We start from the raw sequence: 19,733 nt of genomic DNA on the forward strand, positions 1-19,733 counted from the left end.
TGTTTTGCTATGCGCAAGTCATCCGCCGCACACTGCTAGTCGTATCATTCGTGCGTATTGTGGCCCGCCAATAGGCGTTAAGTGTATTCCGTCATCTGTTAGAAATTCGCTATGACCTGCACTCGTGCCATTCCAGTCAATAATTCCAACGTTTTTACGCTTTGATGCAAATGCGCGCAATTTTGCGTTCGTCTCGTCTTGCCAAGGTTGCGGCACGCGAGTTGTTACAAAGTACACGGGCTTTCCGCCAGTAATATTCACCATGTTTTGTAAAACTGACTCGTCTCTAGGCGGCCCGTTGGTTCCAAGTTCGTAGATTACAACACTTCCAGGGTGTTTTTCGGCTATGTCTTTTTGGTAGTCTTCGGCTCCGTGGAAAATCTGCCTGCTAACTTTTCCGTCAATCCAAGCGTTTGGTAGAGCTTTTATAAGGTACGGTTTTGCGCCTTCGGTTACGGAGTCTCCAACCATTGTTATGTCTGCTGTGCAAACGTCTTGTTTTGAGTCAATTTTCCAAGGTTTTGTGTTTATGTTTGCTGGCACTTTTTCTGCGATTGGGTTTAGAACTCTATGCGCGCTTGGCTTTGTTGGAAGCATTTGTTTTGTTATATTTTGGCGCTTTCCGCCCACTCTTCTTTTTTGATTTTGCTTTGACTTTGTGTTTGTCTTATTGTTTGAGTTATTGTTTGAGTTATTGTTTGACTTTGAGCTTTGGCCTGACTCTGGCTTTTGATTGCCATTTTGCGAATGAGTTTTATTGTTTTGTTCTTGACTTGTTAGTTCTGGTCTTAATTGTATTGCTCGCGCTTGCGCAATGCTGTTCCAGTTTAATGGCGCAGCAATTAGCACTATGCACGCTATTGCGCACACAGTAGTTGCAACTCTTCGTAGAACAAATGGAAGTCGAATGTTTTTGCTTTTAACGCTTAAAGTATCGCTAGAAAGATCAAGGTTTTTATTTTTATCTATAGAATCATCTTTTGAATCATCTTTTGAATTATCTTTCGCATCTTCTGATTTTGCGCTAACACTAAAAGTCATATATTTACTTGCAAATGGCATTTCAAAAATTCTGTAAAATACTTCACCTGCAGCGACAACAATCACGCATTGCAAAATCTGCTCAAATAGCGTTATATGCGTTGTTCTAGTTGCAGGATTTAAGACTTCGAGTATAGGAAAATGAACAAGATAAATCGCAAAAGATCTCTTGCCTAAGTAGCTTAACACGCTAGTGCCAAGTATTTTTGCGCAAACGTTGTTTTTTAGCATGCAAGCGTGCATTAAAATCGCGCAAACTATTGCAAAAAGCGCATAACCGCCGTACACAATCCACGTTTTTAGTCCGTCTTGTTTAATAAAGCAGAATAAAACAAACGCTAGTGCAGCAAATCCTACAACGGATTCTAAAATTGGCTGTCTGCCTTTATTTTTGCCATTTTGCGAATCGTTTTCTTGATTTTCAATTTGCTCTTTTTCGCTTTTGCTTCCAACAATGTAGCGGCACGCGTCCGAAATGATTTTTATAGCAGATTTTCCACTAAACCATGTGCAATACATTGCTAGAAGCGCGCCGATTAAGAATTCACATGCGCGCGTATCTAAAGAGTAGTACACGCGTGCAATAGTTTGCCCTTCTCCATAAAGAATTGTTATTGCAATGTTTGTAAGCGCAGAAACAATCGCAAGCGTTGCAGTAACAAGCATTCGCACAAACTTTGATTTAACTATTTTAAGAATTGCGCATAGAATAATTGGCCAGCAAATAAACATTTGCATAATAAGACCTAAGTACCATAAATGCTTAATAGGAGAAGGCAGCCCCGATTGCTCAAAATACGAGACTTTTCGCAAAATATACGCCATGTTGCTGCTAAATGTTGCTCCAGTTAGAGCATCTGATTGCAACTTTGTTAAAAGGCTTGGCGAAAACAGCCACATAAGTGGTGCGCTTAGTGCAATAATGCCCAGCGTAGAAGGCCATATTCGTTTTATGCGTTTAAGCAGGTACTTAAAGTAGGCAATAAGTTTTGATTTTTTCTTCTGGCTTTCTTGGTTGCCATCTAAATGCGAATTTTTATCGTTTTTCTCGCTGAACATTTTTAGCAAAGACACGGTGCTAAAGTATCCTGCCATAACAAGAAACATTGTTACGCCTAAAAAGCCGCCGTTGAATACAATTGGACGCAAGTGGAACGCTACAATTCCAATAATTGCAATCGCGCGCATGCCGTCTATTGCAGCGTTGCGTTTGTTTGCAGCGTTTGTTGCGTTGTTCAATTCTTTCATCTTGCCTACAACTTAATACGTGTTTGTTGTGTTTGTGTTCAGTTTTGTGTTCAGTTTTACAAGTGTTTATGTTCGATTTTTTCCATTAGTATCGCTCCAAAACGTAGTCATATTATCTATGTATTAAGACACTAAAGACGCCTATAGCGTGTCTTAGTTTTTCCTTGATTTTTCGCGTATTTTTGCCTGATTCACGAGAGTTTTTTTAATGTGAGCTAAAATATTTTTCAAATGTTTTACTGTTTTTATTAATATTTTTTATTAATATTTTTCTTTGTGTTTTTTCGCATCGGTTAGTTGACACTTTCTGTGTCTTATCTAAATCGCGCATTTATTGCGTTTTGATCCTATTTACTTGCGCGTATATCGCAAGCGTATTGCGCACTATTTTTCACATGTCGCAAATATATTACACAAATATGTCTCGCATATATTCCGCATATCTAACTGGTTCTGAATCGCTATCGTGCGCATAGTGTTTTTATATACTCTTTGCTGCGCGCTAAAGTTAGACTGAACAGTCTAAGTTAGATGTACAAACGTTAGATTGATAAACAAATGCTTAAATGTACTTAAGCATTAAGTTTTACGTTAAGGAGTAAAAATGGCAGAAACATTTAACGTTGTGGTAGAGATTCCACGCGGCTCTAAGAACAAGTACGAAGTTGATCACGAAACTGGTCGCGTATTTTTGGATCGTACTCTATTCACTGCAATGGGCTATCCAGATGATTATGGCTACATTGATGGCACTTTGGGCGAAGATGGCGATCCACTTGACGCTCTTGTTATGATTCCAAATTCCGTATTCCCTGGTTGCGTTGTTGAATGCCGCGCTGTTGGTTTGTATCACATGGTTGACGAAGCTGGCGGAGATGACAAGGTTTTGTGCGTGCCAGCAGACGTTCGCTTTGACGACATTAAAGATATTGATGACGTTAACGAGTATCACAAGGCAGAAATCAAGCACTTCTTTGAGCAATACAAGGCTTTGGAGCCAGGCAAGGAAGTTCTTCCTGGAGACTTCTGGGCTGGTGTAGAGCAGGCTGAAAAGGAAATCGTTGCAGCTCGCAAGCGTTTGGAAGAAAGCGAAAAGTAGTTTTTGCGATTAGTCGCAAGCTTCCGAACGTTTTAACAACGTATATATTAGTGTCTAACGCATTTTATGTGTTAGACACTTTTTAATATCTTTAATATCTTTAATAAATAATTGTTATCTATAAAACATATTGCGTGAAACAACGCGTGAAACAACCAGCATTAACTTTAATCGCTTATGCTACAAGCAACATTGCCAATCCAGCTCCGTAAACAACCATTCCGCACATCATAATTGGAATCAAAGCTGTTCCAATTTGCGGAAAAACTGTTCCAGCATTGTATTGCGCGTCTTTAATCCAAAGGTGAGAAAGGCCAGCCAAAACAATCACAACAAACAATCCAAGAATTGCCACTAATACGCCAAGTTCTAATACGCGCACAGAAAAAGTGAATTTAATAATTGACGGCAAGAAAAGCCATCCAGGCAAGGCTGCGCATGCAATACTTGCAGTAAGGCAATGAGATAGGTTTCGTACAAGATTAGACCTATCTTCTCTAAACATTTGTCTAGCAAAGCTAACAAATGTTGCCGCAACAAGAATTAGCGCAAAGTTTACTGCCCATCGCTCGTATGGTCTAATAGCAGCAACAAATTTGTGAATACTAACTTCTGATTCGCCATCAATCACGCTGCTTGGCAGCCATCCTTTTAAGGCCAACGTTGCGCACCACATAGACGCTACTGATGCAAGAAAAGGAATAGCTTTATCGGCTGTAGAGCCTTTGAGTGGCCAAAAAGTTATTAGAGCAAGAAGAATAAGAATGCAAACAGTTAAAACTGCTTTTGCTGTTGCAAACGGAAGCATAGCAGCAGATGCTAAAAGAACTATAGCAACAAATTGAGTTACAACAATCGTAATGTGATCATACATTTTGTTGCGCTGAATAGTGTTGCTCATTGTACGCTCCTATCGCGTTTACGCAGTATTCAATCTGTGTATTCAATCCGTGTATTTAATTTGTTAATCATGTATTTACATCATTTTATATGCAAGCGTACACTTGCGCTTTTTGATTCTTCTTAAGCATGGATTACAATTCTTTTTTATAACAGCTTGATTTTGAATTTTAATTCAATTCTATGCGCTATGGAGGTGTCAATATGACGGATATTACATTGATGACCTCTTGTGCCGCGCCTGCAAAAGTTTTGCCATCTCTAACGCTTCTTTCGCATCGCGTGCGCGTAGTGCCAATGGAACCTTCTAGCATGCTTAAAATGCCAGAAGATACTATTCTTCTTGTTGATGCTAGAGAAGACTTATCTTTAGCAAAATCGCTGTGTTCTCTTGTGCGCGCGTCTAATTTAACAATGTCTATTATTCTAATTCTTACAGAGGGCGGTTTTACAGTTGTAAACACATCTTGGGGCGTTAACGACGTTATGCTAACAACTGCTTCTCCTGCCGAAGTAGAAGGAAGATTGCGCTTAGCTGCTAAAAAAGTTGTATCTGCAGATTCTGCTGATGGCTCTACTGTTGCCGATTCTACTAGCGTTGAGGTTAACAGCAATGGTCAAATGTGCTCTGGAGATTTAGTTGTAGATACGCAAAGTTACACAGTTAGCTTGCACGGAAAGCCTATTGATTTAGCGTATAAAGAATTTGAGCTGCTTAAGTATTTTGTTCAGCATCCTCGTAGAGTTTTTACGCGTGCGCATTTGCTTCAAGAGGTTTGGGGCTACGATTATTACGGCGGAACGCGAACTGTAGACGTTCATATTCGTAGGCTTCGCGCAAAGTTGGGCGTTGAATATGAGCATGTTATTGGAACAGTTAGAAACGTTGGATATCGTTTCGACCCATTAGAAGCTCAAGTTGACGAAGTTGAAAATGACGATTATGCACAAAACGCTAATCGCGCGGATTCTGGCGATTCACGTGACGAGGATTCAAGCGTTTCCAACGATTTAGACTAGGCTTATATTGGCTACAAATAACACGAATAAAATAAATAACACAATAGATAACACAAATAAAATCAATGCGGTAAATGTGATAAATAAAAACAAAATGCGCGAAGAATACAGGATTTTATGCGAAGAAATCCCAAATCCAAAATGTGCGCTAAATTTTACGAACCCATTTGAGCTTTTAATCGCAACTGTTCTTAGCGCGCAAACAACCGATAAGCGCGTGAATCTGGTTACTAGTAAGCTTTTTAAGGAATACCCAACGCCAGTCGATTTGGCAAAAGCGCAAATATACAACGTGCAAGAAATAATTCATTCGCTTGGCTTTTATAGAGTAAAATCGCAACATATTATTGAGCTTTCGCAAAAACTTGTTAAAGATTTTAATGGCGTTGTGCCAAATAATATGGCAGATCTTACAAAGCTACCAGGCGTAGGAAGAAAAACAGCAAACGTTGTTTTAGGAAACGCTTTTAAGATTCCAGGATTTCCAGTAGATACGCATGTTATGCGTGTTACGTCAAGACTTGGCTGGGTGAGTGACTCTAGCGCTAAGGCTAAAGATGCAGCGAAAATCGAGCGAGAAGTCACAGCTTGTTTTGCGCCAGAAGAATGGACGAATCTTTCGCATCGTCTTATTTTGCACGGAAGAATGTTTTGCACTGCTAGAAACCCGCGCTGCGGCGATTGCCCGCTTAGGTTTTTGTGTCCTTCTGTTAGATTGTAGCAAGTCAATTTGCGCAAGATTACAAGATTAATGGCATCTAGGAAACTCTTTTAGAATATTTTTAGGATATTTTTAGACTATTTTGTGAATAAATTCGGCAATCAAATTCAAACGGTGATATAAACTTTTAATCATGCCTGAATTTGAAAGATACTCATCTGCTTCGCATGTGCGTAGTGCAAGATATGCGCATAGAACTAGACGAAGCGCTAAACCATGGGTTGTATTTATTGTTTTAATCGGCATTCTATCTGCAATAATTTGGGGCGGATGGCGGTTTATAGGCGGAAGATCTTTAATACCTACAAACATCTTTCCAGCGCCAAGTTCAACTTTAACAATAGGATTACGCACGGCTCCAGCTTCGCTAGATATTAGAACAGACGATAGCGATTCCTTACAACAGGCACTTTTGGAGAACGTTTACGAAACACTTGTAAAACGAGACGAAAACAATGCTTTACACCCAGGACTTGCGCAATCTTGGAGCGTTTCGAACGATGGATTGAATTACAAATTTAGGCTCCGCAGCGGAATTAAGTTTGCTAACGGAGACCAAATGAACTCAAGCTCCGTTCTTAAATCGCTTCAGCAAGGCATTACAAAGAATTATCCTGGCTACGAAAAGCTAACAAACATAACAAGTGTTTCTAATTCTGGGCCTAACGTTCTAGATATAACTCTTAAAACTCCAGACCCACTTTTGCCAAGGCGATTAGCTGGAAGAGCTGGAATTGTTTACAACACAAACATTTTTGTTAACTACGCTTCCGATGCTATTGGAACGGGCCCGTTTACGGTAAAGGGATATAACAAGGGTGGGGATCTCGTTCTTGTTAGAAACAACAATTACTGGGCAGGGCAAGCTGGATGCCAAAGCATAACGCTTAAGTATTTTAACGATGATACGTCTTTAGCAAACGCTGTTAAAGATGGCAGCGTGCAAATGGCAATTCCACTAGACGGAAATGAAAACAAGCGAATGGCTGCAATGCCAAACACTAAGCTGGTAAAGGGAAAAAGCACAAGATTAAGAATGTTTGCTTTTAACACGGGAATGTCATCTATGTTCTGCGATCAGCAAATTCGTAGAGCTGCAAGACATGTGATTGAGCCAAATGTTATTCTTGCTTCCGATCCTTTTGGAGGCCAGCTTGTTGGCGGGCCAATCGACCCTATGTCTCCAGGGTATGAAGATTTTAGTAACACGTATCCTCACGACGTTCAAAAAGCTTACGGTATGTACCACTACTTTGTTGCAGGATATTTGCGCGGAATCACAATGCTTGTTCCAACTGGAATGGCTAGCGTTTGCGATCAAATGGCAAAAAACTTAAGCTATGCAGGTGGATTCCCAGTAAAACTAGAAGAATTAGACCAAAGTGTAATCGATCAACGAATACGCGAAGGTAAATACGACTTAGCTCTTACTTGGACTAATCACACTTTGGATTCTGGAATGTATGCAGACACTAAGTCTAACTATTTGTTCCAAGATCACGCTTCGCAAAAGTATTTTGCAGACGCAATGAAGTCTACAAGTCCGCAAGAGTACGAAGAAAACATTAAAAAGTACGCTAAAGAATTGTGCGATTACGCGGTTTCGGGATGGTTGTACGCAAGGAATAGCGTTGTTGTTGCAAAGTCAAATGTGAGTGGATACCCTACTAACATGACTGATCAGCTGCTTCCTTTGCATGATGTGACTGTTAAATAGTGCTGGCTTAGTGAGTTCTTAGTGCTCTGTTATAGTGCGATGTCTCAGTGAGTTTCTAATATTCAGTTCATGAGTGAACAGGATAACACAGTAAAACACGCACATTTAACACCATTGCCTAATAAGGTTGGTGTTGATGGTCTTGAAGACAAATGGCGTAGCAATTGGGACGAAGCTAAGACTTACGCGTTCCACAATTCTCGCGACCGTAAGGCCGTGTATTCAATCGATACACCGCCTCCAACAGTTAGTGGCCACTTGCACGTTGGTCACGTATTTTCTTACACGCATACGGATGTTATCGCGCGATATAAGCGCATGCAAGGCTTTGATGTGTTCTACCCAATGGGTTGGGACGATAACGGCTTGCCAACAGAGCGTCGCGTGCAAAACTATTACGGCGTGCGCGTAGATACTTCGCTTAAATATGACCCTGATTTTAAGCCGCCATTTGAAGGCACAGAAGGCAAGAAGATTGAGGCAAAAGACCAGGTTCCTGTAAGCAGGCAGAACTTTATTGAGCTTTGCGAGCGCCTAACTTCCCAAGATGAGAAGCTTTTTGAAGCTTTGTGGCGCAGACTTGGTCTTTCTGTTGATTGGTCGCAAACCTACCACACTATTGGCGAGCAGCCTCGCCGAGTTGCGCAAAAAGCATTCTTGCGCAATCTTGCTCGCGGAGAGGCTTATCAGAAAGACGCTCCAGGTTTATGGGATGTAACTTTCCAAACTGCAGTTGCACAAGCTGAGCTTGAAGCGCGCGAATATCCTGGCTTCTATCATAAGATTGCTTTCCGCTTTGAAGATGGTACGCCAATTTATATTGAAACTACGCGCCCAGAATTGCTTGCTGCTTGCACGTCTTTGATTGCACATCCAGACGATGAGCGTTACAAGAAGTACTTTGGCAAAGAAGTTTACTCGCCGCTGTTTAAGGTGAAGGTTCCGATTTTGGCTCATCCTGCTGCTCAAATGGACAAGGGCGCTGGCATTGCAATGTGCTGCACTTTTGGCGACGTAACAGACGTTGAGTGGTGGCGCGATTTGAGTTTGCCAACTCGACCAATCATTCAGCGAAACGGCCGCATTGTAATGACTACTCCTGATTGGATTACGGATGAATCCGGTCGCGAAATGTTCGAGAAGATTGCTGGCAAAACCACGTTCTCTGCTCGCAAGGAAGTTGTTGAAGCTTTGCAAGCTGCTGGAGATATGGAAGGCGATCCAAAGCCAACAAAGCGTATGACGAACTTCTACGAAAAGGGCGATAAGCCTTTGGAAATCGTCACTTCTCGCCAGTGGTACTTAAAGAACGGCGGCACGGACGAAAAGTTGAACGCTGAGCTTATTGAGCGCGGCAAGGAGCTTAACTTCCACCCAGACTTTATGCGCGTGCGCTACGAGAATTGGGTTCATGGCTTGAATGGCGACTGGCTTATTTCTCGCCAACGCTTCTTTGGTGTGCCATTCCCACTTTGGTATCCAGTAAACGAAAATGGGGAAGTGGATTACGCGCATCCTTTGACGCCTAGCGAAGATCGTTTGCCAATCGACCCAACTATCGATGTGCCAGAAGGATTCGACGAATCTCAGAGAGATCAGCCAAACGGCTTTACTGCTGAGCAAGACATTATGGACACTTGGGCTACATCTTCCTTAACTCCACAAATTGTGACTCGTTGGGAAGAGCCAGGTGAAGAAAACCAGGCTTTGTTTAAGGCTACTTTCCCAATGGATTTGCGTCCACAAGGCCAGGATATTATTCGTACTTGGCTGTTTAGCACGGTTGACCGCGCGCATCTTGAAAACGGCTGCTTGCCTTGGAAGCACGCTGCGCTTTCTGGCTGGATCTTGGACCCAGACCACAAGAAGATGTCTAAATCTAAGGGAAACGTGGTTGTACCAAATAAGCCAATTGAAGAGTTTGGTGCGGATGCTGTGCGCTACTGGGCGACTTCTGCAAAACTTGGCTTGGATGCAACTTACGACGAAGGTCAGATGAAGATTGGCCGCCGCCTTGCGATTAAGCTTTTAAACGCTACTAAGTTTGCGCTCGCGATTGGCCGAGAAAACGATGAACATCAAGTTTTGGAGCCTGCTAGCGCGGATTGGGATTTTGCAAACGTTACAGAAGTTTTGGATCGCTCTGTTATGGCAAAGCTTGCATCCGTTATTCGTACCGCAACTGATGCGCTTGAATCTTACGAGCATTCCAAGGCTTTGGAAGCAATCGAAACCTTCTTCTGGGAGTTCTGCGACGATTACATCGAGCTTGCAAAGAATCGTGCTTACGGTACTGCAGAATCCACTGGACGCACTCCAAGTGAAGCTTCTGTAAAGTCTGCTCGCACCACTCTTGGTCTTGCGCTCGACGCTTTGGCTCGCCTGCTTGCTCCTTACTTGCCTTACGCTACGGAAGAAGTGTGGAGTTGGATGCACGACGGCGAAGGTTCTGTGCATCGCGCTAGCTGGCCATGCGCTAAGGCATATGAGGCTGCCGCAAACGGTGTTTCTGCAGACACTTTGGCTTACGCGGGCGAGGCTTTGGCTACTTTGCGCAAGATTAAGTCTGAAGCAAAAGTTTCTATGAAGACTCCTATTTTGCAAGTGACTTTGAACGTTGCAGAAAATGCCTACAAGGCTGTTGAGGAGACTTTGGATGACGTTGCGGAAGCGGGACGCGTTACTGGAGAAGTAAAGCTTAACGCTGTTAAGGCTGCAGATGCTGGAGATTCTTCTGATTCTGAATCTGCGGAATCTGATGCAACTAACGTAAACGTTTCTGTTGCTCAAAGCGAACTCGGCGAAGCTCCTGCAAAAAAGAAGTAATCGCCAGTAATCGAAAATAGTTAATCGCAAAACAAAAGCGCTGGAAGTTAACCTTCGGCCCCAGCGCTTTTTGTGTATTTAAGTACTTAGTAATAATCACTTATTGTAGATTCTACTGCGATGATCAATGTCCACAACAAAAACGGTCAGTACATTATTTTCAATTGCACAAATTATTCTGTAATCCCTTACCCTATATCTCCAAAACCCCGAATAGTTGCCAGTTAGCGCTTTGCCTCTGATTCGAGGATTGTCGAGATTGCTAATTTCGCGGAGTTCCTTAACGATTTGCTTAGCGATTGTTTTGTCAATTTTCCCTAGCTGTTTTTCAGCCCTTTTAGATAAATTAATCTTCCAAGTCAAGGCGCTTCACCACGTCGTCGAGTGGAGATGTTTCTAATTCTCCACGTTTATATGCTTCAATATCTGCCATTAGTCCATATTCATGTTCAAGTTCATCGATTTGAGCCTCTAGTGCTTGATTCATGTAAAACGAACGAGTGCGGTGAGTGGTTTTAGCGAGCTGATCATAACGATCTAAAACGTTAGAGGGTACTCTTAATCCTGTAATTGTTGCAGCCATTTTTAATCTCCATTGTAAAACATGTAAAACATATATTACACTATATGTAGAATAGTGTAATCCGATACACTGTACACACTAAGCATCGCGCGGTAACGCTAGACTGTAAACCATGAATCCAGAAAGCTTAAGTGAATTAATTGAAAAAATTGCTAAAGATTTAGTAGCAAGCGGTAAAGCTGGCAATCTAACAGAAGATTTGATTCCTGCTGCCGAAAAACTTGCAGTTATGCGACCAAAAGATCGCGCACACGGCGATTGGGCTACGAACGTTGCTATGCAGCTCGCTAAAAAAGCTGGTATGAAGCCTCACGATTTAGCTGAACTTTTTGCCGAGCGTTTGCAAGATGCGGAAGGTATTGCGCGCGTAGAAGTGGCAGGCCCTGGCTTTATTAACATAACGCTTGATTCTGCGTCTGCCGCGGCTGTTGTTGACGAAGTCTTAAATCAGGGTGCTGATTTTGGCAAGAATACGCATTTGAGTGGCAAAACTTTGAATCTTGAGTTTGTTTCCGCAAACCCAACTGGTCCAATCCATATTGGTGGAACTCGCTGGGCTGCAGTTGGCGATTCTATGGCTCGACTCTTGGAAGCGAACGGCGCAAAAGTTGTGCGCGAATACTACTTCAACGATCACGGTGAGCAAATCAACCGTTTTGCTAAGTCTTTAGTTGCTGCAGCTCATGGCGAAGAAACGCCTGCAGACGGCTACAAAGGCGCGTATATTAACGAAATCGCGGACGCTGTTATAAAAGAAGCGCAAGCAGACGGCGTTGATATTCTTTCTTTGCCTAGAGTCGATCTTGGAAAAGATGAAGAAGGCTTGCCACTTGGCGAAGGTGATTCCGAGCAGCGAGAAGAGTTCCGCAAGCGCGCAGTTCCAATGATGTTTGCGGAAATTCGCAAGTCAATGCGCGATTTTCGTGTTGGTTTTGACGTGTGGTTCCATGAAAACAGCCTGTACGAGGACGGCGAAGTTGAGCGCGCTATTGCAGACTTGCGTGAGCGTGGAGATATTTTTGAAAAAGACGGCGCAACTTGGTTTGAATCCACCAAGCATGGCGACGATAAGGATCGCGTAATTATTAAGTCCGACGGCAATTACGCCTACTTTGCTGCAGATATTGCGTATTATCGCAATAAACGTCACCGCGAACAGAATCCTGCAGACGTAGCAATCTACATGCTTGGCGCGGATCATCATGGCTACATTGGCAGAATGATGGCAATGTGCGCGGCTTTTGGAGATAAGCCAGGCGAAAACATGCAGATTCTTATTGGTCAGATGGTAAACGTTATGAAGGACGGCAAGCCAGTGCGCATGAGCAAGCGCGCTGGAAACGTTATTACGATTGACGATTTAGTTGATGCAATTGGCGTTGATGCTTCTCGCTACTCGCTTGCGCGCACCGACTACAACACAAGCGTTGATATTGATTTGGATTTGCTTGCTTCTCACAGCAACGATAATCCTGTGTACTACGTGCAATACGCTCACGCACGCAGCTGCAATGTGGCTCGTAACGCTGCAGATGCTGGAATTAGTGCAGATGGAGCCGATTTAAGCTTGCTTAATACCGAGGCAGATGGAGAAGTGTTGGCTGCTTTGGCGCAATGGCCTGCAGCTCTTGCACAAGCTGGCGATTTGCGCGCTCCGCACAGAGTTGCGCATTATCTTGAGGATTTGGCTGCAAGCTACCACAAGTGGTACAACCTTGAGCGCGTAGTGCCAATGGAGTTGAGCGACCCAGAAAATCGCTTGCCAGAAGCAGAGCGCGAGGCTATTCGCATTGCAAAGTGCCCAGAGCCAGCGCGCGCGGCAGCTCGACTTAAGCTTAACGCTGCTGTGCGCACGGTAATCGCCTCTGGCCTTGATTTGCTTGGAGTTTCTGCTCCAGAAAAGATGTAGTTTTACTATTATTGCGCATTTACGCTTTATTTAGGACGTTAGTTTTTATGCTAGCGTCCTTTTATTTTTAATTAGGAGACACGCGCGGATTATAACTTTTTCCGATTAAGTACATGCGATTTATTAATATACCCCCTAATATTATTTTTCGGTTTCAGTTTTGTTATTAAATGCGTTAAATAATATGCTTAAACAATTTTTCACCATATAGGAGGTGTAGCATGAGCGTCACAACACAAAGTGTCAGCACAGACAGTGCCCCGAAAAAAAGGAACTTGACAATTATTGAGTCCGCATACGTGGCGGTCATGTTGTTTGGCATGTTCTTTGGCGCTGGAAACCTTATTTTCCCAGTATTTCTTGGTGCTAACGCAGGAAACAATTCTGCTCCTGCAACAATCGGCTTTATTGTTACTGGCGTTGGTTTGCCATTGTTAGGCGTTACAGCTCTTGCAATGAGCCGCGCAAATGGCCTTTTTGAGCTTTCAAGCAAAGCTAGCAAAAAATACGGCATGTTCTTTACGTGCGTTCTTTATTTAACAATCGGCCCATTCTTTGCAATTCCGCGATGCGCAACAACTTCATACACTGTTGGATTGGAGCGAATTATTCCGCAAGACGGAAACGGACAACTGTACTTGTTCTTGTTCTCTGTAGTGTTCTTTGCGCTCGCGTTCTTCTTTGCTATGAAGCCAAGCGGCATACTTACATGGGTTGGCAAAGTTCTTACGCCAATCTTCCTTGTGTTCCTAGCGGTTTTGGTATTTACTGCACTATTTTCTCCTATAAGTGGTGCTTCTTCGGATGCTGCTCCTATAGGAAATTATGTTAATAAGTCATTCTTTACAGGATTCTTAGATGGCTACAACACAATGGATGCTTTAGCTAGCTTGGCATTTGGAATTGTGGTTGTTAGCACCATTCGTCAGTTTGGTGTAAAAGATCCTAAAGATGTGGCAGTAAATACTGCTCGCTCTGGATTCTTTAGCTGCTTGCTTATGGCGTTGATTTACGTTGCGATTGTTGTTGTTGGTGTGCGTAGCCGCGCGCTGTTCCCACCTGCGGAAAATGGTGGCGTGACTTTGGCGCAAGTTGCACGCTATCATCTTGGTAACGTTGGCTTATTTGTGCTTGCTGCAACTGTAACTCTTGCATGCTTAAAGACGGCAGTTGGCTTAATCGTAAGCTGTTCGGAAACTTTCTCTAAGCTATTCCCTAAGGGTCCTAGCTACAGAGTTTGGTCTGTATTGATTACGCTTGTTTCGTTTGGCCTTGCAAACTTTGGTTTGAGCGCAATCATCGAATATGCGGTTCCAGTATTAATGTTCTTGTATCCGCTTTCAATCGTATTGATTCTTTTGGCTTTGTGCGGTCGACTTTTTGGAAATTCCAAGGTCGTGTACGCTTGGACGCTTGGTTTTACTGGTGTTGCAGCTGTATTTGACTTTTTGAATAGTTTGCCAACAGCTTTGCGCAACGCATTGCATATGAATGATATGTTGATTGTTGCTCAAAACTGGCTGCCGTTCTCGGAATTCGGAATGGCTTGGGTTTGCCCAGCTGCTGTTGGATTTGTTGTTGGCTATGTTCGCATGGTTTTATGTGACAACAAAGGTATGGAAGAGGTTGCTCGTGCAGCTGCTGGCCCAGATCTTGAAGGCAGCGTTGCTAGTAGCGATGATTATTCTTCAAGCAGCTCTGAGTTTGACGAGCCTAATTTTGGCAATCAATCCTAGTGACTATTGGTATTGTGTAAAAGCGCATAACAGATAAGAAAAAAGTCAGTTGTCGACATTTTGTCGACAGCTGAAACTTGCATCGTCTGACGGGAAAAAATATGAGACAGATGCCGCTGGTATGCAAGGAATTTTGCGCATTATTCAATCAATACCATCTCCCAAAGCTGAACAATTAAAAACCAAAGCCTACCGTGCTTGTTTGCGGTAGGCTTTTGTTTAGGTTTTTGATGTGATTGCTTGCGAGTTGCGACTAGAAGTTGCCGCCGTTCCAACCCCAGTCAGTTGTTGCAGTGTAGCGAATGTAAGTGCGATCTTGTGGAATTCCAAGCTCGCGATTCAAAGCTGCCATAATCTGCTCTGTCAACTTTTCCCAAGCCGAGCCTGGAACGCTAGAACCAAACACGTTCACTTCAACGTAAGCTGCAGGCTTAGTATTATCTCCTGCAAAATAAATTGGCATATTGTCTTCAAACGGGCACATAAGCCAATGCTCGCTTTTGCCTGGAACCGCGCTAATCGCCTTGCCGTACGCTGCTTTTAAGGCATCGCGCTGAGCAGGTGTAGTGCTTACAGAAACGTGAGTGTGAATAACTGGCATAATCGCTCCTTTGCTAAATTTTATAAATTTGCTAAGTTTTATAAACTTGTATTACGCAACTTGCGCTACGCAATAATAAACTTGTGTTACGCAATAATTATAGTGAATTGTTAACCTCCGCGTGTTTAATTGAATGTATGAAAAAACTTATTGAACAGGTTGTTAAGTTTGGAATCGTAGGCATCATTGCGCTGATTATTGACGTAGTGTTGCTAAATCTGCTTCTTCTTGTGCATCTTAATAACGTTGTTGCTGGAACAATATCTTTTATAATCTCACTTATTTTTAACTACATTGCCAGCATGAAGTACGTGTTTAAGCATCGCGAAGACATGGCTCGTTGGATGGAATTGCTAATTTTTGTTATTTCTGCAGTTATTGGTTTGCTTATTAACGATGCGATTATTTGGCTTAGCACGCTTGGAATGTCGCAAGCTTTGCGCGGTACTGCGATTTACATGCTTCGCACAAACATTGGCAAGCTTATTGCAACAGTTGTTGTAGCTGTGTGGAATTTTGTTATTAGAAAATGGCTTTTAGATGACACAAAGTCGCAAAAACCTGATTATGATGCCGCTGAAGACAATACTTTTGCTCACAAGTTGGGCGAGTGGTCGTTAAGCAACACTCCAAAAGGCTGGAAATAGGTTTGGAAGTAGGTTTGGAAGTAGGTTTAGAAAATATGCCAGCTACGACTATTCATTTTGTGCGCCACGGAGAAGTGGAAAATCCAAATCACGTGCTTTACGAGAGATTGCCAGGATTTCACTTATCTAATCGCGGCTTAAAAATGGCTCGCGCTACAGCAAAATATATTGCTACTGTTCCACAAATGCGCGGAATTAGTGCTATTTATTCGTCTCCTTTGGAGCGCACGCAAGAAACGGCGCAACAAATCGCAAACGCTTTGCAAATTGGCCCGATTATTTTAGACAATCGTCTAATCGAAGCGGAAAACAATTTTCGCGGAAAAAGAATCGGCTACGGCGAAGGCGCTTTGTGGAAAAACAACAATTGGAAGCTTGTATCTAACTTGTGGAAGCCGAGTTGGGGAGAATCCTACAAAAGCATCGCAGTTCGCGTTGGCGATTTTGCGCGCGAACAAGTGAAAAATCACCCAGGCGAACAAATCGTAGCTGTAACGCATGAATCGCCAATATGGTCTTATCGTCATCTGCTAGAAACTGGCCACGCGGAGCACAATATGCTTTTACGCAAGACGGCTTTGGCGTCGATTACGTCGATTACATACGATTGCACAAATATGAATGTGCTTTCCATCACATATGTGGATCCTGCGGCGCGTGTGCAATAGAACGTGTGGAATAATAAGCAGTAGACTTAAAATATGCATAAAAGATGCGTAGAAACCGTGTTTTTTACGGCTAATGCGAAGGAGCGTTATTATGGGTGATTCTGTAGAAAAGCTGGATTCAAAAGCTTTAGATTTGCTTGAGTCTGCTGCAAAGTCGGCCGCGGATTTAACTAAATTGTGGCCTTTAAGCGAAGCACGCCATTTAGATAATGACGCAAAATATGCGGAAAACCTAGAAGTTAGGGCGATTCGCGCTATTGCACGAATTATTACGGATTTAGACGTTACTGTTCCAGATGCAGAGTTTGTGTATGAGGGTGCGGATGAAATTCCAGGGCGTCCGCAAGAGATAGTTGACGCGCTTTTGGCGGCAGCAAACGCTTACGATGATATGGATTTATGCTACGACCCAGACTATAGCGAAGCGCAAGAAGAGCTAGAAAATAACACGAATGATGTTAGCGCTATTTTTAACAAGCTTGAGTCCAATCTTTCTAACGATGTTAACGCAATCAACGGTGCTGCGGATTCTCTAAGCGTTGCAGGGAATTGGAGCGTTGAGAGCTTGCAAGATGCGTTCAGGTGCGCAAAACAAGAGTGTGATTTTTGCGGACTTAATTCTGTAGAATCGCAAAAAATTACGGCAATACTGTCTATTCTTAAAAGTCTTATTGAAAAAACCAGTAACATTTACGAGACTTTGCCTATATTCCTATATATTAACGAAGTTTGTGAGTGCGCTGGAATTCCTCGAATGATGTTTAAGGATGATCAGTGGCGTGCGCTTGTTGATTGCGTAAAAAGTGGCGATGATGGCGATGATGGCGAAAATAGCGAAAATAGTAAAAATAGTATGAGCGCGCTGGTTGAATTTGCGGCTCCATTGCTTGAGCGTGAATGGTCAAAGCATAAGGAAGACGTTCTTTGGGACCCAGAAGAGGCTAAGAAGCTTGCAAAAGAAGAAGACGATAGAAAGTCTCGCGAAGCTCTTGCTGCTAAGTTTGCGCATGTGGAAGGTAATAAGGAATCAACGCAAGCTCTTGACTAGATTGGCACGTCCGTAACGCGCGGCACAATGGAACCTATGACTGATACAGAGGAAACTCAAGAAGTTGCTAATAATGCAACAAAATCCACAAAGCCTGAACTTCCAAAGAATGTTCGCGTGCGTTTTTGCCCTTCGCCAACCGGCACGCCTCACGTTGGCATGGTTCGTACCGCGCTGTTTAACTGGGCAGAGGCTCGCCACACGCATGGTAAGTTGCTTTTCCGCATTGAAGACACGGACAACGAGCGAGATAGCGAAGAAAGCTACCAGCAGATTATTGAGGCTCTTCGTTGGCTAAATATTGATTGGGACGAGGGCATTGATGTTGGCGGAGAAAATGGCCCGTACCGCCAGTCGCAGCGTATGGAGATTTATAAAGACGTAGCGAAAAAGCTTTTTGAAGCAGGATACGCTTACGAATCATTCTCTACTCCAGAAGAGATTAAAGAGCGCAATATTGCTGCAGATAGACCAGCTGAGTTTGGCTACGATGGTTACGACAGAAACCTTACTGAGGAGCAGAAGCAAGCTTTCCGCGATGAAGGCAGAAAGCCTGCGCTTCGCTTGAAGATGCCAAATGAAGACATTACTTTTAACGATTTGATTCGTGGCGAAATCACTTTTAAGGCTGGTTCTGTTCCAGATTATGTGATTGTGCGCCCGAATGGCGATCCGCTTTATACGCTTACGAACCCTGTTGATGACGCGTTGATGGATGTGAACGTTGTTTTGCGCGGTGAGGATATTCTTAGCTCCACACCTCGTCAGATTGTGCTTTACCGTTATCTTATGGAAATGGGTATTGCTAAGGAAACTCCGCTTTACGGCCACATGCCTTACGTTATGGGCGAAGGTAAGAAGAAGCTTTCTAAGCGAGACCCTGAGTCTAACTTGTTCTTGCATAGAGATAACGGCTTTATTCCAGAAGGCTTGCTGAACTACTTGGCTTTGCTCGGCTGGTCGATTGCGCCTGATCGCGATGTGTTCTCTATGGACGAGATGATTGAAAAGTTTGATGTGCGAGACGTTAAAGCAAACCCTGCACACTTCGACTTAGACAAAGCAATTTCCATTAACGCTGAACATATTCGCATGCTTGAGCCTCAAGACTTCTTGAATCGTTCTGTGCCTTACTTGCATAAGGATGGCGTAGTTAGTGCGGACAATTGGGATGCATTGACTAGTCGCGAACGCGAAGTGCTTAGCGCTGCTGCTCCTCTTGTTCAGCCTCGCGTGCGCTTGCTTGGTGAAGTTGCTGGTATGGTCGGTAGTCTGTTAAGCGAAGATGGCTACATTGAGCCAGATGACGATGCGCGTAAGCAGCTTAAGGAATCTGCTGGCGATGTGCTCGATGCGGCTATTCCTGCTTTGCAAAGTGTTGATTCTTCTGATTGGCATACGGATTCTTTGCACGAGCTTTTGAACAAGAAGCTTGTTGAAGAAGCTGGTTACAAGCCGCGATTGGCGTTTGGCCCTGTACGAGTGGCTCTTTCTGGCCGCAGAGTTTCGCCTCCGCTTTTTGAGTCCATGGAAATCGTTGGCAAAGACGTGACTTTGGCTCGTTTAGCTGGATTGCGTGAGCATTTGTAAAAATGATTAAGCTTTAATGCTGTTTTGCTCCAATGCTTGTTGATTTTTGCTTGCATTGGAGCATTTTTGTATATGATTTGTTGTTGATTTGGTTGTTGTGCGACACGCCGCTAGTTGCATATACTTGCGTTATGTTGTAAAGTCGACATTTGTTGCGTCTAGAGGCGTAGCAAATAAATTAAGCCCCCGTCGTCTAGCGGCCTAGGACTACGCCCTCTCACGGCGCCAACACCGGTTCAAATCCGGTCGGGGGTACAAAGACGGAACGGTTCCAAGAGCCGCGAAGCCTGCCAATTGGGGTATGGTGTAATTGGCAACACAGGTGATTCTGGTTCATCCATTCTTGGTTCGAGTCCAGGTACCCCAGCGAATAGCTCTC

At 43.4% G+C, this 19,733-nt stretch carries 16 protein-coding genes and 2 tRNA genes; 13 read left to right on the top strand and 5 right to left on the bottom strand.

The window, feature by feature from the left end; translation table 11 throughout:
• Positions 1-18: 18 nt before the first annotated feature.
• Positions 19-2,289: an acyltransferase family protein gene (locus tag ACPEIW_RS01010; protein ID WP_425663886.1), complete on the bottom strand. Its 2,271-nt coding sequence runs from the start codon at positions 2,287-2,289 to the stop codon at positions 19-21.
• A gap of 604 nt (positions 2,290-2,893) precedes the next feature.
• On the opposite strand from ACPEIW_RS01010, the gene ACPEIW_RS01015 reads away from it, so the two are divergent.
• Positions 2,894-3,388: an inorganic diphosphatase gene (locus tag ACPEIW_RS01015; RefSeq protein WP_004105658.1), complete on the top strand. Its 495-nt coding sequence runs from the start codon at positions 2,894-2,896 to the stop codon at positions 3,386-3,388.
• Between the two features lie 175 nt (positions 3,389-3,563).
• Here ACPEIW_RS01015 and ACPEIW_RS01020 read toward each other — a convergent pair whose 3' ends face one another.
• Positions 3,564-4,289 carry a beta-carotene 15,15'-monooxygenase gene (locus ACPEIW_RS01020; protein WP_425663888.1) on the bottom strand — a complete coding sequence of 242 codons (726 nt, stop codon included), beginning with the start codon at positions 4,287-4,289 and terminating at the stop codon, positions 3,564-3,566.
• A gap of 203 nt (positions 4,290-4,492) precedes the next feature.
• On the opposite strand from ACPEIW_RS01020, the gene ACPEIW_RS01025 reads away from it, so the two are divergent.
• The 4 genes from ACPEIW_RS01025 to valS all read left to right on the top strand — a co-directional run bounded on the left by ACPEIW_RS01025 (position 4,493) and on the right by valS (position 10,572).
• A complete protein-coding gene (locus tag ACPEIW_RS01025) occupies positions 4,493-5,308 on the top strand; it encodes a winged helix-turn-helix domain-containing protein (RefSeq protein ID WP_425663890.1) in 816 nt (271 codons plus the stop codon).
• 94 nt (positions 5,309-5,402) lie between these two features.
• Positions 5,403-6,029, top strand: coding sequence for an endonuclease III (gene nth, locus ACPEIW_RS01030; protein WP_425664358.1), 627 nt, complete (start codon positions 5,403-5,405; stop codon positions 6,027-6,029).
• 133 nt (positions 6,030-6,162) lie between these two features.
• Complete coding sequence (locus ACPEIW_RS01035; RefSeq protein ID WP_425663892.1) at positions 6,163-7,746, top strand: ABC transporter substrate-binding protein; 1,584 nt, start codon at positions 6,163-6,165, stop codon at positions 7,744-7,746.
• A 69-nt stretch (positions 7,747-7,815) separates the two neighbouring features.
• Positions 7,816-10,572 (top strand): valine--tRNA ligase, encoded by a 2,757-nt coding sequence (valS, locus tag ACPEIW_RS01040; protein WP_425663894.1) that lies wholly within the window; start codon positions 7,816-7,818, stop codon positions 10,570-10,572.
• 96 nt (positions 10,573-10,668) lie between these two features.
• On the opposite strand, the gene ACPEIW_RS01045 is transcribed toward valS, so the two are convergent.
• A complete protein-coding gene (locus ACPEIW_RS01045) occupies positions 10,669-10,935 on the bottom strand; it encodes a type II toxin-antitoxin system RelE family toxin (RefSeq protein ID WP_116689325.1) in 267 nt (88 codons plus the stop codon).
• The gene (relB, locus tag ACPEIW_RS01050; protein ID WP_115794039.1) at positions 10,919-11,155 is read right to left on the bottom strand and encodes a type II toxin-antitoxin system RelB family antitoxin; all 237 of its coding nucleotides are present in this window, start codon (positions 11,153-11,155) and stop codon (positions 10,919-10,921) included. The genes ACPEIW_RS01045 and relB overlap by 17 nt, the downstream gene beginning before the upstream one ends.
• 112 nt (positions 11,156-11,267) lie before the next feature.
• On the opposite strand from relB, the gene argS reads away from it, so the two are divergent.
• Positions 11,268-13,064 (top strand): arginine--tRNA ligase, encoded by a 1,797-nt coding sequence (gene argS / locus ACPEIW_RS01055; protein WP_116438168.1) that lies wholly within the window; start codon positions 11,268-11,270, stop codon positions 13,062-13,064.
• Between the two features lie 221 nt (positions 13,065-13,285).
• The gene (gene brnQ / locus ACPEIW_RS01060) at positions 13,286-14,800 is read left to right on the top strand and encodes a branched-chain amino acid transport system II carrier protein (protein WP_116438169.1); all 1,515 of its coding nucleotides are present in this window, start codon (positions 13,286-13,288) and stop codon (positions 14,798-14,800) included.
• 253 nt (positions 14,801-15,053) lie between these two features.
• On the opposite strand, the gene ACPEIW_RS01065 is transcribed toward brnQ, so the two are convergent.
• Positions 15,054-15,401, bottom strand: a complete 348-nt coding sequence (locus ACPEIW_RS01065) for a phenylpyruvate tautomerase MIF-related protein (RefSeq protein WP_004124315.1) — start codon at positions 15,399-15,401, stop codon at positions 15,054-15,056.
• Positions 15,402-15,538: 137 nt separating this feature from the next.
• Between ACPEIW_RS01065 and ACPEIW_RS01070 the strand changes: the two genes are divergently transcribed.
• From ACPEIW_RS01070 to ACPEIW_RS01095, 6 genes are all read left to right on the top strand, one after another.
• Entirely contained in the window at positions 15,539-16,048 is a 510-nt protein-coding gene (locus tag ACPEIW_RS01070) for a GtrA family protein (protein ID WP_425663897.1), read from the top strand.
• Positions 16,049-16,083: 35 nt separating this feature from the next.
• The gene (locus ACPEIW_RS01075) at positions 16,084-16,716 is read left to right on the top strand and encodes a histidine phosphatase family protein (RefSeq protein ID WP_425664360.1); all 633 of its coding nucleotides are present in this window, start codon (positions 16,084-16,086) and stop codon (positions 16,714-16,716) included.
• 91 nt (positions 16,717-16,807) lie between these two features.
• Positions 16,808-17,764 carry a hypothetical protein gene (locus tag ACPEIW_RS01080; RefSeq protein ID WP_425663899.1) on the top strand — a complete coding sequence of 319 codons (957 nt, stop codon included), beginning with the start codon at positions 16,808-16,810 and terminating at the stop codon, positions 17,762-17,764.
• A gap of 27 nt (positions 17,765-17,791) precedes the next feature.
• Positions 17,792-19,354, top strand: coding sequence for a glutamate--tRNA ligase (gltX, locus tag ACPEIW_RS01085; RefSeq protein WP_425663901.1), 1,563 nt, complete (start codon positions 17,792-17,794; stop codon positions 19,352-19,354).
• A gap of 182 nt (positions 19,355-19,536) precedes the next feature.
• A tRNA-Glu gene (locus tag ACPEIW_RS01090) sits at positions 19,537-19,609 on the top strand.
• Between the two features lie 40 nt (positions 19,610-19,649).
• Positions 19,650-19,721 (top strand) — tRNA-Gln (locus ACPEIW_RS01095).
• Positions 19,722-19,733 lie beyond the last annotated feature (12 nt).

Source organism: Gardnerella piotii (genome assembly GCF_049815665.1).
In the GTDB taxonomy this organism is placed as follows: domain Bacteria; phylum Actinomycetota; class Actinomycetes; order Actinomycetales; family Bifidobacteriaceae; genus Bifidobacterium; species Bifidobacterium piotii.

Bases quoted from the DNA above. Each gene is read 5' to 3' on its own strand.
- nth (WP_425664358.1), top strand. From the start codon at position 5,403: ATGCGCGAAGAATACAGGATTTTATGCGAAGAAATCCCAAATCCAAAA.
- ACPEIW_RS01070 (WP_425663897.1), top strand. From the start codon at position 15,539: ATGAAAAAACTTATTGAACAGGTTGTTAAGTTTGGAATCGTAGGCATC.
- ACPEIW_RS01065 (WP_004124315.1), bottom strand. From the start codon at position 15,401: ATGCCAGTTATTCACACTCACGTTTCTGTAAGCACTACACCTGCTCAG.
- argS (WP_116438168.1), top strand. From the start codon at position 11,268: ATGAATCCAGAAAGCTTAAGTGAATTAATTGAAAAAATTGCTAAAGAT.
- relB (WP_115794039.1), bottom strand. From the start codon at position 11,155: ATGGCTGCAACAATTACAGGATTAAGAGTACCCTCTAACGTTTTAGAT.
- ACPEIW_RS01025 (WP_425663890.1), top strand. From the start codon at position 4,493: ATGACGGATATTACATTGATGACCTCTTGTGCCGCGCCTGCAAAAGTT.
- ACPEIW_RS01035 (WP_425663892.1), top strand. From the start codon at position 6,163: ATGCCTGAATTTGAAAGATACTCATCTGCTTCGCATGTGCGTAGTGCA.
- gltX (WP_425663901.1), top strand. From the start codon at position 17,792: ATGGAACCTATGACTGATACAGAGGAAACTCAAGAAGTTGCTAATAAT.
- ACPEIW_RS01020 (WP_425663888.1), bottom strand. From the start codon at position 4,289: ATGAGCAACACTATTCAGCGCAACAAAATGTATGATCACATTACGATT.
- valS (WP_425663894.1), top strand. From the start codon at position 7,816: ATGAGTGAACAGGATAACACAGTAAAACACGCACATTTAACACCATTG.
- ACPEIW_RS01010 (WP_425663886.1), bottom strand. From the start codon at position 2,289: ATGAAAGAATTGAACAACGCAACAAACGCTGCAAACAAACGCAACGCT.
- ACPEIW_RS01015 (WP_004105658.1), top strand. From the start codon at position 2,894: ATGGCAGAAACATTTAACGTTGTGGTAGAGATTCCACGCGGCTCTAAG.
- ACPEIW_RS01080 (WP_425663899.1), top strand. From the start codon at position 16,808: ATGGGTGATTCTGTAGAAAAGCTGGATTCAAAAGCTTTAGATTTGCTT.
- ACPEIW_RS01075 (WP_425664360.1), top strand. From the start codon at position 16,084: ATGCCAGCTACGACTATTCATTTTGTGCGCCACGGAGAAGTGGAAAAT.
- brnQ (WP_116438169.1), top strand. From the start codon at position 13,286: ATGAGCGTCACAACACAAAGTGTCAGCACAGACAGTGCCCCGAAAAAA.